We start from the raw sequence: 14,356 nt of genomic DNA on the forward strand, positions 1-14,356 counted from the left end.
CGGCTTCGGCTTCGGCTTCGGCTTCGGCTTCGGCTTCGGCTTCGGCTTCGGCTTCGGCTTCGGCTTCGGCTTCGGCTTCGGCTTCGGCTTCGGCTTCGGCTTCGGCTTCGGACAGGTCTTCTTCTACAGGTTCAGCCGGGTCAACAGGCGTATCTTCCTGCCGCAGATCAGTTTCAACTGCATCATCTGCTAGGAGGGGTTCCACCGGCTTTTGATCGGATTTCTTCTTACCAGCCACCGCAATATTCCCCTTATCGAATCCAAATTCAGATGAATAACAGCCCAGGTTAAGTTAATCGGGGACCTCGCCACCCTCAACCCGCAACACATGTTTCACAAGCTTTTTAACAGCTTTACGCATTTTCTTCGGTGTCGGATGTTTTGCAATCTTCAGGTGCTCATAGTCCAAAGAATAAAGGGGATCAGCCGTAGCCTGGCTGATCGCAACCAGCCAAAGGGGGGCTGATCCGGCCCAGATATCGGCAAAATGTCGCGCCGTGCGCGGCGAGAAAAGCGGAGCAATTATCGGCAGATTTCCTTCGGCGGCCTCGGTGGCCTCGGGTGTTAGCGGCAACAACCGCTGCTGATAGACTGGCTGTTCCCGAACGGTCAGACCAGATTCGGTCAGGCGGCCAGCGATATTACCCCGTGTATGTTCACCCCGCAGGTGCAAAAGCGGGCTTTTGGGCCGATGCTTGAGCAGATGCCCAACCAATTCTTCTGCCGTGGTTCCGACCATCTTGGCCTGCCACCCATACCCTTTCGCGGTACCGGTTGTTGCGGGCCCCACGCAATAGGCCGGCAGAGTGCGGTCAACACCTTTCGAAACCGCCGCATTTACCGCATTGGCCGATGTAAAGATCAATCCTTTTACACCTTTGGTATCCACCGCAACTGGCAGTGGCCGGATTTCCATTATCGGCGAATAGAGGGCCTGTACCCGAGATCTGACGCGGGTTGGCAACTGCTCGACAAACCTTTCCGAGGCGGAGCGAGGGCGGGTCATCAACAAAAACAACGTGTGGCGCCTTGACCCTTCAGGATTGTTTGCATCCGCGCAGGGTGATACCCCGCCGTATATACATGATGCAACGGATCAGGGTGATGGTGCAAACACTTACCGTATTGGGTTTGGAAAGCAGCTGTGACGACACAGCCGCAGCTGTCGTGCGCCAGACCGAAGGTGCCAAAGCCGAGATCCTGTCTTCTGTGGTGCGCGGTCAAACCGATCTGCACAGCGCCTTTGGCGGTGTCGTGCCCGAGATTGCGGCCCGTGCGCATGCCGAAAAGCTGGATGTCTGTGTCATGCAGGCACTGGAGGCCGCCGGTCTGTCGCTGCGCGACATGGACGCTATTGCCGTCACCGCCGGGCCCGGTCTGATCGGAGGGGTCATGTCCGGTGTCATGTGCGCCAAAGGGTTGAGCGCCGCCACGGGCTTGCCGCTGATTGGCGTCAATCATCTTGCCGGTCACGCCCTGACACCCCGCCTGACGGACGGCATCGCCTTCCCTTACCTCATGCTTCTGGTGTCGGGCGGCCATTGCCAATACCTGATCGCCAATAACCCCGAGCAGTTTACTCGCCTGGGCGGTACAATCGACGACGCACCTGGGGAAGCCTTTGACAAGACCGCTCGCCTGCTGGGCCTGCCGCAACCCGGCGGCCCGTCTGTCGAGGCTGAGGCCCGTGATGGCAATCCCCAGCGGTTCCGTTTTCCCAGGCCACTGCTGGACCGGCCCGGCTGTGACTTGTCTTTTTCGGGCCTTAAGACGGCGCTTATGCGGATGCGCGACCAAATCGTGGCCGACAAGGGTGGGCTGACCCGTCAGGACCGAGCTGATCTGTGCGCAGGATTCCAGCAGGCCATAGTGGACACATTGGCCGAGAAAACCCGCCGCGCGATTGATCTGTATCTTGATCACAACCCTGCTGATCCCGTTGTCGCGGTTGCAGGTGGGGTGGCTGCAAACTCGGCCATTCGGGCAGCGTTAGAGTCTGTTTGCGCGCAGCAAAGTGCCCGGTTTACGGCACCTCCGCTGGCTTTGTGCACAGACAATGCCGCGATGATTGCCTATGCGGGCCTTGAACGCTTTCGCACCGGCGCGCGCGACGGTCTGGACCTGACTGCCCGCCCCCGCTGGCCGCTCGATCAACGCAGCCCGGCAATGCTGGGCAGCGGTAAGAAAGGGGCCAAGGCATGAACGTATCTGTCCTGGGATCCGGCGCGTTTGGTACCGCTTTGGCAATCTCGCTATCAGGCAACGGGCCAGTAACGCTGTGGTCCAGAAACGCCGATCAGGCGCGGCAGATGCATGAGACGCGCGAAAACTCCACCAGGCTGCCTGGTGTTTCCTTACGCACGAACATCGCCGTAACCGCAAATATCGCTGAGGCGTCGAAGGCTGACATTCTGCTTTTGGCCGTTCCTATGCAGCAATTGCGCAGCGCCTTGCAAGATCGCGCCCCGGTGCTGCACGGCAAGATACTGGTCGCTTGCTGTAAGGGGATAGAGTTGGATTCTGGCCTCGGGCCCGTTGCGGTCATCAGGGATGTTGTCCCTGACGCCCCGATCGCTTTGCTGACAGGACCCAGTTTTGCTGATGACATAGCGCGCGGTTTGCCCACTGCGTTAACGCTGGCTTGCGGTGATACGAATCTTGGCAAAACATTGCAGACCGAGCTGGCCACTGCGAACCTGCGCCTCTATCGGACCACTGACACCATAGGTGCTGAACTTGGCGGGGCGCTGAAGAACATCATAGCCATCGGTTGCGGCGCAGCAATCGGCGCGGGGCTGGGGGACAGCGCCCGGGCCGCGTTGATGACTCGCGGTTTTGCGGAAATGCAGCGCTTTGCCGCCCTGCGTGGCGCGCGTCCTGACACTCTGATGGGCTTGTCCGGGCTTGGAGATCTGGTGTTGACCTGTTCCTCAGAGCTGTCCCGAAACTACCGTTTTGGCCTTAGTTTGGGTCTGAACCAACCATTTGACCAACATACTACCGTCGAAGGCGTCGCCACCGCGCGCGCCATGTCAGAGATTGCCGTCAAGGAAGGGCTGGACATGCCCATCAGTACAACGGTGGCGGATCTGAGCCATGGTGCCTACAGTGTGACCGAGGCCATCCAAAACCTGCTCAATCGCCCACTCAAGGAGGAATAACATGCTGATCGCACTCATCGCCCGTGACAAAGCCGGGGCACTGCAAACCCGGTTGGACAATCGCGCGGCCCATCTGGCCTATATCGAAGAAACGGGTGTTGTATCGCAGGCAGGGCCGCTGTTGGATGGCGACGCCATGATCGGTTCGCTGGTTGTGCTCGACGTCGAAGATCTGGCTGCTGCGCAAAACTGGGCAGATAATGACCCCTATGCGAAGGCTGGATTGTTCCAGTCGGTTGAACTGATTCCCTGGAAAAAGGTGATCGGCTGATGGCATATTGGCTTTTCAAGTCCGAACCTTCGACCTGGAGCTGGGAACAGCAAATGGCCAAGGGGGACACGGGCGAGGAATGGGACGGTGTGCGCAACTATCAGGCGCGCAATTTCATGCGTCAGATGGCCATTGGGGATTGGGGGTTCTTCTACCACTCTCAAAAGGACAAGTCAGTTGTTGGTATTGTCGAGGTATGCGCCGAGGTACATCCCGACAATTCCACCGATGATGAGCGCTGGGAATGCGTGGATATCAAGGCCGTCCGGTCCTTTTCCAAACCCGTGACACTGGACCAGATCAAGGCCGACGAACGGCTTGCCGAAATGGTGTTGGTGAAAAACTCTCGTTTATCGGTGCAGCCGGTAACTGACGATCAATGGAAGGCGATCTGCGCCTTGGGTGAAACGCAGCCGGATTGACCTGCCGTCCTGTACAAGGTGCAAAACTTCTCAAACGCCCGGCAAGGTGTTATGTTTCCAAGGGCTACGCCGGGTAGGGACCTGAAGGTTATGATTGCTCTGATCGTAACCGCTTGGTGTTGTTCGGATAAATTCGATATGTTTTGAAAGTTTGAACCCCGTGTCTGACACTGAAAACGGCAACGGGACACTCGATAACACCGTTGCTGCGAAAAGCACGAGAACCTGGGAAGCGCGCCTGAAAGAGGCGCGGGAGAAGCGCGCGTCGGTGCTTGCGGGGGCGCAAGAAGAGGCGCTGAAAGAACCTGCTTCGACCTCTGCGCAATCGGACGTTCTGCCCCCACCGGACGATACAGATACTGAGCAGATCGTTTCCGAACGGGTCCGCTCGCTAAATCTGGACAAGCCACGCGTCAGAAAAAAACGGAAAACTCGGGTCGCGTTAGTACTGGTTGCCCTTTTGTGCGGGGCCGCCTTGCAATGGGTCATTGCAAATCTTTTAGATGACTGGCCAACCGCAGACGCAGAAGATCAGGCCGTTCTGAATGCGCTTTCTGAAACCTTTCTGGCCCCCGAAGAACCGCCTGAGGCCGCAGCCACCAGCCTGCCGGACCCGAAAGACGCCCCTATACCAGAGGATCTGTTGGTTTCAGGGCCCCCTGAGCCTGAGCCTCTCTCAATACCCGCTGACGTCAGCGAACCCTTGGACAAGCCAAATAGCGAGTCAGTCGATCCGGTTGTTTTGGATCAATCCAGTGCAACCCTTTCCCAGGAACTGGAAAACACTGTCATGCCGGAAAGCGAGTTTGCAACCGGCCCGAATCCCGAAGCGGTAACGGAGAAGCCGGAGATTTCCTTAACACCGCCCAAGATTTTCATTCCTGCCCGGATGGAACCCACGTTGGCCGCCGCGACCGCCTCAGACATTCAAGCCGCGATTCCTGCCTGGTATGAACCACGACTTCGCAATCCCAATCCGCTGAACAAGGGCGGATTATCGCAGATATCACAGATAACCAATGATCCCATTCCGCAAGAGATCGACACACCCGCCAACCCGCCCTACGCCGAGGTGAAACCGCTTCTTGTGACGCCGATCATTGATCTTGAGGTCTCGCTTTTTGTACCGTCGAGAGTTTCGCAAGAGACCAGCAACCGGGCGTTGGAACTGCTTGTCCGAGGTCAGGCAACAGTGGTGGCAACAGCTCGGGTGGGATACCGGGTCAGAGAAACCCAGGTCCGGTTTTATCACCCCGATGACGCCGAAAACGCCGCGATGGCCGCCGATGCACTGGGGGGTATTTCACGGGACTTCACAAGCTCGGGCAGCAAGACGCGCCCGGGGCGGATCGAGGTTTATCTGGAAGGCAGCGGCGGAAATGCGGACGACAATTCAACCGTTCAACCTGACAGAGCAGAAAACCTCATCGCGCGTATTCTTAAAGAGTTCAGATGAGTAATGAGGGAAGGCTCTGACGATACAGAACCTTCCCTACCCCCGCGTGCTCCCTACTCACCACACGCGTATGGAAATATCTGGTTCTGACCGTCCTGGTCACGGATTGACCTTAGCCCAACCGCGCGCAGCGTTTCAAACGCCAAGTCCTTAAAAAACAACTCAAATACGAAACGCCTGCCGGAAAGACGACAGGCGTTTCAGGATTGCGCGGTTAGATCAGCCGTAAACAGCTTCTTTCCCGAAATGCTTGGTCAGCATGTAATAGACCACGGCGCGGTATTTGTTGCGCTCGGACATGCCATAAGTTTCCATGGCTTTGTTGATCGCTGCCATCAGCTCGGGACCATCTGACAGGCCCAGTTTCTTGATCAGGAAGTTGTTCTTGACGGTTTCCAACTCGGGCGCCTGGCTGGCTGCAACAGTTGCCGCATCTGCGTCATAAATCGCCGGGCCGCAACCGATTGTGACCTTGGTCAGCAGATCCATATCGGGGCTTATTCCGCATTTGTTTTTCAGATCTTCAGCGTATTTGGCTATCAACTCGTCGCGCTTGCCCATGTCCCAATCTCCTTTATCCGTTAATCCGGCACCAATCACCGATAGCCGAGACTAGACGTGTCACAGGTCAGCCCAAAAGGATAAAATATTGCGTTTCCTCCCCCTTAACGAAGGCTGGAATGCACGGGATGCAAGACCTATCTGCAATACCCCCAACCAGAACCTTGCAGGTGAAAATGATCCGCGTGCAAGTGATTGAAGTCCGGGCCTAGAACCACTCGAAACCAGCCGCACGCGCCTCGCCAGGTTTGCCACAGAAATGCGGGTTCGGGTCCGGTACCCTGCCAATCATTTAACAGGGTCAGCACGCGGCCATCGGTCGTCTCCACACCGATGATATCGATCGAGTCCGCACGGGCATGGCTGCTCCATCCGTTGTTTTCACCTCGTAGGGTGCGCATGCGCCTGCAATTGTAGCTTCCGACATGGCGCAATCGGGCAATGCCGGTTCCAAGCAGTTCGTACGCGGCCGGCTGAACGACATGGTGTTCCCACATCGTCAGCCGCAATGTTGTGGCGCAACTGGTTTCAACGGCTTCGATGTGCGAAGTGGCCAGCTGGGTCAGAAGGCCCCGTGAGGCAATGCCACAGCTCTGATCAATGGCCAGATCCTCCATCGCCTCGAAATGAACGCCCGCTTCGGTCAATGTAGCCCGACACTGGGTTTCATCCGCCAAGGCCCGGTTCAGTTGATACCTGGTGACCGGCGTGACCGGCGCGCTGACTTTAAGGTCGTGCAATGGGTTCCAGTGAGATGGCACCGGTGTCTTTGGATGCGCCAACAGCACCCAGCCGCCGCCACCCAGCACGATCACCACAACCAGAACCCTGAAAACAAAGAACGCCGCCGAGTAAAGAAACCGGCGGCGTCCGTTATTCTGTGTCATCGTCAGACGACAATCAGTAGCGGTAGTGTTCCGGCTTGTATGGACCTTCTGGTTTGACACCGATGTACGCGGCCTGATCCGCATCCAGCTTCGTCAGCTTCACGCCGATGCGATCCAGATGCAGGCGGGCGACCTTCTCGTCCAGATGCTTGGGCAGGATGTAGACCTTGTTCTCGTACTGATCACCTTTGGTGAACAGCTCGATCTGTGCCAGAACCTGGTTGGTGAACGAGGCCGACATCACAAAAGACGGGTGACCTGTGGCGTTGCCAAGATTGAGAAGGCGGCCTTCAGACAGCAGGATCAGACGGTTGCCCGAAGGCATCTCGATCATGTCCACCTGCTCCTTGATATTGGTCCACTTGTGGTTCTTCAGGCTGGCCACCTGAATCTCGTTGTCGAAGTGCCCGATATTGCCGACGATGGCCATGTCCTTCATCTCGCGCATATGCTCGATGCGGATCACGTCCTTGTTGCCGGTGGTGGTGATGAAGATATCCGCGCTGGCAACTTCGTCTTCCAGCAGGGTTACTTCGAACCCATCCATCGCAGCCTGCAGCGCGCAGATCGGGTCAACTTCGGTCACCTTCACGCGCGCACCCGCGCCACGCAAGCTGGCGGCTGAGCCCTTGCCGACGTCGCCATAGCCGCAAACCACGGCAACCTTACCGGCCATCATTGTGTCGGTGGCGCGGCGAATACCGTCAACCAGCGATTCCTTACAGCCGTATTTATTGTCGAATTTCGACTTTGTGACCGAGTCATTCACGTTGATCGCCGGGAAGGGCAGGTGGCCGTCTTTCACCAGTTGATACAGGCGGTTCACGCCGGTGGTGGTTTCCTCGGAAACGCCTTGGATCTGGTCACGCATCTTGGTGAACCAGCCGGGGCTTGCCGCCATGCGCTTGGCGATCTGCTTCTTGATCACCTCTTCCTCTTCCGAACCCGGAACTGGGATGATGTCTTCGCCCGCTTCCGCACGTGCACCCAGCAGGATGTACAGGGTCGCGTCGCCACCATCGTCGAGGATCATGTTCGGGCCGTCTTCGAACAAGAAGGATTTATCCAGATAATCCCAATGCTCTTCCAGCGTTTGACCCTTGATGGCGAAAACGGGAATGCCTGCCTCGGCAATCGCGGCTGCTGCATGGTCCTGGGTCGAGAAGATGTTGCACGACGCCCAGCGCACATCCGCGCCCAGCGCAACCAGCGTTTCAATCAGAACAGCTGTCTGGATAGTCATGTGCAGCGATCCAACGATACGCGCACCTGTCAGAGGTTTGCTTTCCCCATATTCCGTACGCAGGGACATCAAGCCCGGCATCTCGGTTTCGGCAATGTCCAATTCCTTGCGGCCGAACCCGGCCAGCGAAATGTCTTTAACGATATAGTCCACGGCCATCTGGCGCTCCATTTTCGGTAAATCACAGTCCCGGCTGCCCCTAGCACTCCTTGGGGCAGGTGGCAACTTTGAAGACTGTTACCGGAAGCTTGGTGGCCGCTTTCAGCTTGGCGTGCCTTCGATTTTTATCTTTGGTATCGCTTCAAAAAAATCGGTGCCAACGGCAACAATACAACTGATTCCGTTCGCATTGGTTACCAAAACGGTATAGCTACCCGTTTCCTTCGAGGCCCACACCTCCATCACAGACTGCGCGTCGCGCGTCTTTTGCAGGCCGCCAAAGGCCAATTCCTCGGCATAGTTTTCCTGCAATTTGGTGACGATGTCGCCGCGCTCTGCACAACTCCGGGCAAAGGCTGGTGGGGCGGTCGCGGCCATTCCAAAGGTCAGGGCAATGGCGAGTAAACGCTTGAACATGACAAACTCCTATCGATTCGCGTTTCACGGTCGAGAGGAGCACACCGGGAGAAGCATGTGCCCCCCTCGGTTTTGATGTCGGGATCATGGCGCGCCGTTTCAAAGCACAAATGCTCAAGAAACTGTTGGCAGCAAGTGATCCAGACAGGTACATCATAGCACAAAAATATGGCGCAATCGCGTCCGGTCAGGCGAGGCATAGCAAAATGGCAACACAACCCCGAGCGTGGCAAAGGATGCTGTCAGGCCGCAGGCTGGACCTGCTGGACCCGACCCCGGTGGATATCGAAATCGAAGATATCGCGCATGGACTTGCCTTTGTGGCCCGCTGGAATGGACAAACACGCGGCGATTTCGCCTATTCTGTTGCTGAACATTCCCTACTGGTCGAAAAGCTTTTTGGCCGGATTGCGCCGAAAGCACCGGTGAAATGGCGGCTGGCGGCCCTGTTACACGACGCGCCGGAATATGTGATCGGAGATATGATATCCCCCGTCAAATCCGCCGTTGGCCCGGATTACGGCGCATTGGATGATCGGCTTGCCGCCGCCATTCACATCCGGTTCGGATTGCCCGCCGAGGTGCCGAATACGGTGAAACGTCAGATCAAAAAGGCCGACAAGATCAGCGCCTGGATGGAGGCAACGCAGATCGCAGGCTTCTCCGAAGCTGAGGCGACGAAGTTTTTCGGCCGTCCGGATAAAGCGGTGATGGAAGGGTTGGAGATTAGGTTAAGGCCGCCGGTTGAGGTGCGGCAGGCGTACACAGAGCGGCATGGAAAACTGTTACTTCTACTTTAGTTTCAAGCCAGAAATTATCGTTTAATTAATTGTAATCGCGTCGAAAAGAACTGAGCTTCGTGGTTTCCAATCCGGCGTCATGGCCACATTTCCCAGCAGAAATCCGGCATCGAGACTGAGAAGGGCTTCCTCGTTGATCGGGCTACCGTTGTTCCGTTCAAGACTGGTTCGAACTACCATCACCCGATACTTGCAGCCACCAATAGATATTCGACTTTTCTTGAGTGGTTTAACTGCGAAAGACCCTCGGTCTACTTCTCTGCCGTTTACGAGAATTGAAACAGGGAACCTATATGTTGTGCGGGTCTTACTCAGATCCACCGTTTTAGCTTCTTCACTGATTTTGATTTGAACACGGCTCGTACTTGATTTGCGGTCAACAGCGATCACGCCATTCCAATACGTTGTCGCAACCTTTTCAACGGAACCATTTCGCTTCATCTTGCGGTTCTCTAAAACTGTACCATCCCCAGATACAGTATTCGTGACCTCAAAGAAGGGTGAACTCCTCGTCAGATTAAATGAACTACCCTTAGTTAAGTCAACACAACCTGCATAGGCTGGGCTAACTGCAAAAAATAGTACAGAACACGTAAATGCGGCAAACAGCTTCATGTTGCGAGACGCCAAATATAGATAATTCACCGAGGACTGCGCTTCGCCAAAATCCGCTGCAATGTCCGGCGGTGCATGTTCAGGCGGCGGGCGGTCTCGGACACGTTCCGGTCACACAGCTCATAGACCCGCTGGATATGCTCCCAGCGCACGCGATCCGCGCTCATGGGGTTTTCCGGCGGCGGGGGCAGTTCGTCACCCTTGGCCAGCAAGGCGTTGGTGATGTCGGTGGCGTCGGCGGGTTTCGACAGGTAGTCGGTTGCGCCGATTTTTACCGCGGCGACTGCGGTCGCAATCGCCCCGTACCCGGTCAGAACCACGACCCGGCTGTCGGGGCGCTTTTCGCGCAGAACCTCAACCACATCCAGACCGTTGCCATCCTCCAGTCGCAAGTCAACAACTGCGTAAGCCGGTGGGCGGGCGGTGGAAATTGCGCGGCCTGCGGCGACGGATCCCGCGGTTTCAACCTCGAACCCACGCTTTTCCATGGCCTTGGCCAAACGTCTCAGAAACGGCTCGTCATCATCCACCAAAAGCAGGGATTTGTCAGGGCCGATATCAAGCTGAGAACTGTCTGCCATATGTTAGGTCTTTCCGCTATTTCATGCCTTTGGCTTAAACATGAGTAATAGCAGCGCAGAAACAAAGGTCAAACAACCTTGTTAATGCGCAGCCTGGTCCAGAAAGCACCCGACCTTGTCCGCCATCTGTTCGGCCGTGTCATCGCGCTTGAAGAATTCAAGGAAACCATGTTCGGGCGTCACCAGATAGGTGAAGGTGGAATGGTCAACAAGGTAGAATTCGTCGCTTTTATCCTGTGCCTTGTAATAGGTCTTGTAAGCCTTGCTCGCCGCCCTGACCTGTTCGGGCGAACCGGTCAACGCAATCGTTTTGCCGCCAAGGTTGAAGGCATAATCATCGACTACATGGGGCGTGTCCCGTTCGGGATCGATCGAGATGAACAGCGCCGTTGCCGACTGCCCGCGCTGGTTCAGGATATCCACGGCCTCAACATTGCGGGACATGTCAAACGGGCAGACATCGGGGCAGAATGTATAGCCGAAATAGACAAGTGTGGGTTCGGTGATAACGTCTTTGTCGGTCACCGTCTCACCTTTGCCATTCACCAGTTCAAACGGCCCGCCGATAGCAGCGGTCCCCCCGGCGATCTGCCCAGACCGGCACTGTGCAAACTGGTCGTCGGATCCGCCCCCACGCGTCAAAAGCCACATCGCACCTAGGCCAATAGCCAGAACGAGAGTTGCAAGAATTGCGTAGAGGCGGGTCATTTTGGTTTTCCGGTCGCAAGGAGTTGTTGATCGTTTCGGCCGGGACACCTAACAAGATGACCAGCCTTTGCAACAGGACATAAGCGACCAATGGCAGATTCCAATCAGACTTTTTGGCGCGGCCAGGAACGCAGCAGCTGGATCCGCCTGCGCACCCTTATCCTGTTGCGATGGGTTGCCATCTTTGGTCAGATCACCGCCATCACCGTGGCCCAGCAATACTATCATGTGCAGCTGGAACTAGGCCTGTGCTATCTGGCCATCGGGATCTCGGTCATGGGTAACCTGACCGCCATTCTGTTGTTTCCACAGAATAAGCGGATGTCCGAGTTCGAAAACTTCCTGATGGTTCTGTTCGATCTGTTGCAACTGTCGATCTTGCTGTATCTGACAGGCGGGCTGAACAACCCCTTTGCCCTTCTGCTTCTGGGGCCGGTCACGATTTCCGCCAATGTGATGAGCACACGGTCGACCTTGATTGTCGGGGCTGTTGCAATTGTTCTGACCACTCTGCTGGCGGAATTCCACCTGCCGCTGCGGACCAACATCGGGGTGGTTTTGGACATTCCGGAAATCCTGCTGTTTGGCAACTGGGCGGCTATTATTATCGCCATCGTCTTTATCGGTGCCTATTCTCACCGCGTCAGTTCCGAGGTTCAGTCCATGTCCGAAGCGCTGGCTGCCACCCATATGGCACTGGCCCGCGAGCAAAAACTGACTGATCTGGGCGGCGTGGTCGCCGCCGCCGCGCACGAGCTGGGCACCCCTCTGGCAACAATCAAACTGACGAGTGCGGAACTGATCGAAGAGCTGGACGACCGTCCCGACCTCAAGGAAGACGCGGCCTTGATCCGCGAACAGGCCGATCGGTGCCGCGACATTTTGCGCGATATGGGTCGTGCCGGAAAAGATGACCTGCATTTGCGGCAGGCTCCACTTTCAACAGTGGTGAACGAAGCCGCCGAACCGCATGTTGACCGGGGCAAGGTCGTTCATTTTTCGGAAGGCCCGGCGCAGGACGGAGATGTGCTGCAACCCTCGATTCTGCGAAAGCCCGAGATCATTCACGGACTCCGCAACCTGATACAGAATGCCGTAGATTTCGCCCGCGCCAATGTCTGGGTCGAAGCCGAATGGACGGACAGCAAAATCACCGTCAGCATCATGGATGACGGGCGCGGCTACCCGTCGCACATGATTGGCCGCATCGGTGATCCCTTCATGCGCCGCAGACGGGCCGAAGCCGACCTGCGAACCCGTCCGGAATACGAAGGCATGGGACTGGGGCTGTTCATCGCAAAAACGTTGCTGGAACGCAGCGGCGCCGAGCTGAAATTCGCTAATGGCACGGATCCGTATCAGCGTCTGACCGATCAAAAAGACAGGACAGGTGCAATCGTCAAGGTCTCGTGGCCGCGCAACCTGATTGACGCGCAAAAAGGTGACACTCCGGTTCCATCCGGTTCCAACAAACGCATTCAAGTATGAGTTAAGGAGCCGTTAACCTATCCTGCCCATAGTCAGCCGGGGTTTGGTTATACCTTGGGGAAATTAATGGCCGATTGGATCATTCTGGCCGCGATCAGCCTGGTATCGGGATGCTTTGCCGTACAGTGGTTATTGCCACGCCAGACGCGACGCGACGATGTCTTTGGCTTGTTTTCAACAACATCCCTGTTTGATGCGGTATTCCTGTTTGATGGTGATCACCTGATCAGCCACTCCGATATCGCGCTTGCCGGGTTCGAGCATGTTGGAAGCTGGCAGGATTTGCACCGCCTGCTGAAAAGAGATTTCCCCACCTTCCCCGAAACACCCGAAAAAGTTCGCGACCAAAACGTACTGGTAATCTCGGCCATTGATTGCACAGTCGAACGCGAAGTGGTGTGTGAATGGATCGACGGGATTGTCCGCGTGCGTCTGCACGAACCGGCCCGAATCTCTCCGACCAGGTCAAGCGCGCTGAGTGAACCGAGCCGTCTGGCCATGGAACAGGCCCCCTATCCGGTATGGTTGCTGGATCACAACAGCCAGGTGCAGTGGTGCAATGCAGCTTATGTCACGCTTGTTCGCCGGGCACGTGGTCAGGATGCCGATCTGACTGCCCCTCTGTTCCCGGACACCTCTGATGCTCCGTCGCTCGGAAAATCAAGAGTGGCGGTGGAAGTGACAGGAACCAACAGCAAGTTGTGGTTCGACCTGACGCAGATCGTGCAGGACGACGGGCGGTTATGTTACGCCACAGACATCAACGCTATTGTCGAAGCGGAAACCGCGCAACGCAAGTTCGTGCAGACCATGACCAAGACCTTTGCTCAACTTTCGATCGGCCTGGCCATTTTCGATCGCAACCGGCAACTGGCGCTGTTCAACCCGGCCCTGATCGATCTGACCACGCTGCCGCCGGATTTCCTCAGCTGCCGCCCGAACATCAGCAGTTTTTTCGACCGGCTTAGGGATCAGCACATGATGCCAGAGCCCAAGAACTACCGTACATGGCGGCGTCAGATGAACGACCTGCTCGAAGCAGCCGAGGGCGGTAATTATCACGAAACATGGTCGCTGCCCTCTGGCTCAGTTTATTCTGTAAGCGGCAGGCCGCATCCCGATGGGGCCGTTGCGTTTCTGTTCGAAGATATTACTGCCGAAATCACGTTGACGCGACGCTTCCGGTCCGAGATGGATCTGATGCAATCCATATTGGACAAGCTGGCCGATGCAATCGCTGTATTTGCCGATGATGGCACCCTGGCCCTTACCAACTACGCCTACGAAAAGCTTTGGGGCGACGCACAGGAAATCGGCTTTCAGACCGACACGGTCACCGATGTTACGCGGCGGTGGCAGGACCATTGTGTTGCTACGCCGATCCTCGGAGAGATCCGGGATTTTGTCGAAATGCGGGATAACCGGGCGGAATGGACGGCTGAAATCCGGATGCGGTCAGGCATCACTTTGGACTGCACGGTTTCACCAGTTCATAACGGTGCGACGATCGTGCGGTTTGCACCCGTGGATCTTCTGACAAAAACCGCCCCGTTGGAACAGATCAGCGCCTGAACCGGGGTTGCAGCC

The 14,356-nt window shown here is 56.5% G+C and carries 17 protein-coding genes; 8 read left to right on the forward strand and 9 right to left on the reverse strand.

What is annotated here, in order from left to right; translation table 11 throughout:
• Window positions 1-205: hypothetical protein (locus AC2FLZ_RS17400; RefSeq protein ID WP_496882486.1), on the reverse strand; the 205-nt coding region annotated here is incomplete at its 3' end.
• Window positions 206-292: 87 nt separating this feature from the next.
• Entirely contained in the window at window positions 293-1,006 is a 714-nt protein-coding gene (locus tag AC2FLZ_RS17405; protein WP_480474456.1) for a uroporphyrinogen-III synthase, read from the reverse strand.
• Between the two features lie 98 nt (window positions 1,007-1,104).
• Here AC2FLZ_RS17405 and tsaD point away from each other — a divergent pair, with 98 nt between their 5' ends.
• From tsaD to AC2FLZ_RS17430, 5 genes are all read left to right on the forward strand, one after another.
• On the forward strand, window positions 1,105-2,202 hold the full coding sequence (gene tsaD / locus AC2FLZ_RS17410; RefSeq protein ID WP_496714598.1) for a tRNA (adenosine(37)-N6)-threonylcarbamoyltransferase complex transferase subunit TsaD: 1,098 nt from the start codon (window positions 1,105-1,107) through the stop codon (window positions 2,200-2,202).
• Complete coding sequence (locus tag AC2FLZ_RS17415) at window positions 2,199-3,161, forward strand: NAD(P)H-dependent glycerol-3-phosphate dehydrogenase (protein ID WP_496714597.1); 963 nt, start codon at window positions 2,199-2,201, stop codon at window positions 3,159-3,161. Before tsaD ends, AC2FLZ_RS17415 begins: the two co-directional genes overlap by 4 nt.
• A 1-nt stretch (window position 3,162) precedes the next feature.
• Window positions 3,163-3,432, forward strand: a complete 270-nt coding sequence (locus AC2FLZ_RS17420; RefSeq protein ID WP_480482615.1) for a YciI family protein — start codon at window positions 3,163-3,165, stop codon at window positions 3,430-3,432.
• Window positions 3,432-3,854, forward strand: a complete 423-nt coding sequence (locus AC2FLZ_RS17425; RefSeq protein ID WP_496714596.1) for an EVE domain-containing protein — start codon at window positions 3,432-3,434, stop codon at window positions 3,852-3,854. The genes AC2FLZ_RS17420 and AC2FLZ_RS17425 overlap by 1 nt, the downstream gene beginning before the upstream one ends.
• A gap of 160 nt (window positions 3,855-4,014) precedes the next feature.
• Window positions 4,015-5,310 (forward strand): hypothetical protein, encoded by a 1,296-nt coding sequence (locus tag AC2FLZ_RS17430; RefSeq protein WP_480521342.1) that lies wholly within the window; start codon window positions 4,015-4,017, stop codon window positions 5,308-5,310.
• 219 nt (window positions 5,311-5,529) lie between these two features.
• On the opposite strand, the gene AC2FLZ_RS17435 is transcribed toward AC2FLZ_RS17430, so the two are convergent.
• The 4 genes from AC2FLZ_RS17435 to AC2FLZ_RS17450 all read right to left on the reverse strand — a co-directional run bounded on the left by AC2FLZ_RS17435 (window position 5,530) and on the right by AC2FLZ_RS17450 (window position 8,577).
• Window positions 5,530-5,871, reverse strand: coding sequence for a DUF2853 family protein (locus AC2FLZ_RS17435; protein ID WP_480521340.1), 342 nt, complete (start codon window positions 5,869-5,871; stop codon window positions 5,530-5,532).
• Window positions 5,872-6,008: 137 nt separating this feature from the next.
• A complete protein-coding gene (locus tag AC2FLZ_RS17440) occupies window positions 6,009-6,758 on the reverse strand; it encodes an extensin-like domain-containing protein (RefSeq protein WP_496882487.1) in 750 nt (249 codons plus the stop codon).
• 13 nt (window positions 6,759-6,771) lie between these two features.
• Window positions 6,772-8,160, reverse strand: coding sequence for an adenosylhomocysteinase (gene ahcY / locus AC2FLZ_RS17445; protein ID WP_480555974.1), 1,389 nt, complete (start codon window positions 8,158-8,160; stop codon window positions 6,772-6,774).
• 102 nt (window positions 8,161-8,262) lie between these two features.
• A complete protein-coding gene (locus tag AC2FLZ_RS17450; RefSeq protein ID WP_496808480.1) occupies window positions 8,263-8,577 on the reverse strand; it encodes a hypothetical protein in 315 nt (104 codons plus the stop codon).
• A gap of 206 nt (window positions 8,578-8,783) precedes the next feature.
• On the opposite strand from AC2FLZ_RS17450, the gene AC2FLZ_RS17455 reads away from it, so the two are divergent.
• The gene (locus AC2FLZ_RS17455) at window positions 8,784-9,377 is read left to right on the forward strand and encodes an HD domain-containing protein (protein ID WP_496882488.1); all 594 of its coding nucleotides are present in this window, start codon (window positions 8,784-8,786) and stop codon (window positions 9,375-9,377) included.
• A gap of 21 nt (window positions 9,378-9,398) precedes the next feature.
• Here AC2FLZ_RS17455 and AC2FLZ_RS17460 read toward each other — a convergent pair whose 3' ends face one another.
• The 3 genes from AC2FLZ_RS17460 to AC2FLZ_RS17470 all read right to left on the reverse strand — a co-directional run bounded on the left by AC2FLZ_RS17460 (window position 9,399) and on the right by AC2FLZ_RS17470 (window position 11,281).
• Complete coding sequence (locus tag AC2FLZ_RS17460; RefSeq protein WP_496882489.1) at window positions 9,399-9,992, reverse strand: hypothetical protein; 594 nt, start codon at window positions 9,990-9,992, stop codon at window positions 9,399-9,401.
• Between the two features lie 26 nt (window positions 9,993-10,018).
• On the reverse strand, window positions 10,019-10,573 hold the full coding sequence (locus tag AC2FLZ_RS17465; RefSeq protein ID WP_050604676.1) for an ActR/PrrA/RegA family redox response regulator transcription factor: 555 nt from the start codon (window positions 10,571-10,573) through the stop codon (window positions 10,019-10,021).
• 81 nt (window positions 10,574-10,654) lie between these two features.
• The gene (locus tag AC2FLZ_RS17470; RefSeq protein ID WP_480555977.1) at window positions 10,655-11,281 is read right to left on the reverse strand and encodes an SCO family protein; all 627 of its coding nucleotides are present in this window, start codon (window positions 11,279-11,281) and stop codon (window positions 10,655-10,657) included.
• Window positions 11,282-11,371: 90 nt separating this feature from the next.
• Here AC2FLZ_RS17470 and regB point away from each other — a divergent pair, with 90 nt between their 5' ends.
• Together regB and AC2FLZ_RS17480 are read left to right on the forward strand one after the other, a co-directional pair.
• Window positions 11,372-12,769 (forward strand): sensor histidine kinase RegB, encoded by a 1,398-nt coding sequence (regB, locus tag AC2FLZ_RS17475; RefSeq protein WP_480474439.1) that lies wholly within the window; start codon window positions 11,372-11,374, stop codon window positions 12,767-12,769.
• A gap of 66 nt (window positions 12,770-12,835) precedes the next feature.
• Window positions 12,836-14,341, forward strand: coding sequence for a PAS-domain containing protein (locus AC2FLZ_RS17480; RefSeq protein ID WP_480521326.1), 1,506 nt, complete (start codon window positions 12,836-12,838; stop codon window positions 14,339-14,341).
• The last annotated feature ends 15 nt before the right edge of the window (window positions 14,342-14,356 follow it).

It is taken from the genome of Ruegeria sp. YKSF131, from assembly GCF_059612645.1.

Bases quoted from the DNA above. Each gene is read 5' to 3' on its own strand.
- AC2FLZ_RS17405 (WP_480474456.1), bottom strand. From the start codon at position 1,006: ATGACCCGCCCTCGCTCCGCCTCGGAAAGGTTTGTCGAGCAGTTGCCA.
- tsaD (WP_496714598.1), top strand. From the start codon at position 1,105: ATGGTGCAAACACTTACCGTATTGGGTTTGGAAAGCAGCTGTGACGAC.
- AC2FLZ_RS17415 (WP_496714597.1), top strand. From the start codon at position 2,199: ATGAACGTATCTGTCCTGGGATCCGGCGCGTTTGGTACCGCTTTGGCA.
- AC2FLZ_RS17420 (WP_480482615.1), top strand. From the start codon at position 3,163: ATGCTGATCGCACTCATCGCCCGTGACAAAGCCGGGGCACTGCAAACC.
- AC2FLZ_RS17425 (WP_496714596.1), top strand. From the start codon at position 3,432: ATGGCATATTGGCTTTTCAAGTCCGAACCTTCGACCTGGAGCTGGGAA.
- AC2FLZ_RS17435 (WP_480521340.1), bottom strand. From the start codon at position 5,871: ATGGGCAAGCGCGACGAGTTGATAGCCAAATACGCTGAAGATCTGAAA.
- AC2FLZ_RS17440 (WP_496882487.1), bottom strand. From the start codon at position 6,758: ATGACACAGAATAACGGACGCCGCCGGTTTCTTTACTCGGCGGCGTTC.
- ahcY (WP_480555974.1), bottom strand. From the start codon at position 8,160: ATGGCCGTGGACTATATCGTTAAAGACATTTCGCTGGCCGGGTTCGGC.
- AC2FLZ_RS17450 (WP_496808480.1), bottom strand. From the start codon at position 8,577: ATGTTCAAGCGTTTACTCGCCATTGCCCTGACCTTTGGAATGGCCGCG.
- AC2FLZ_RS17455 (WP_496882488.1), top strand. From the start codon at position 8,784: ATGGCAACACAACCCCGAGCGTGGCAAAGGATGCTGTCAGGCCGCAGG.
- AC2FLZ_RS17460 (WP_496882489.1), bottom strand. From the start codon at position 9,992: ATGAAGCTGTTTGCCGCATTTACGTGTTCTGTACTATTTTTTGCAGTT.
- AC2FLZ_RS17465 (WP_050604676.1), bottom strand. From the start codon at position 10,573: ATGGCAGACAGTTCTCAGCTTGATATCGGCCCTGACAAATCCCTGCTT.
- AC2FLZ_RS17470 (WP_480555977.1), bottom strand. From the start codon at position 11,281: ATGACCCGCCTCTACGCAATTCTTGCAACTCTCGTTCTGGCTATTGGC.
- regB (WP_480474439.1), top strand. From the start codon at position 11,372: ATGGCAGATTCCAATCAGACTTTTTGGCGCGGCCAGGAACGCAGCAGC.
- AC2FLZ_RS17480 (WP_480521326.1), top strand. From the start codon at position 12,836: ATGGCCGATTGGATCATTCTGGCCGCGATCAGCCTGGTATCGGGATGC.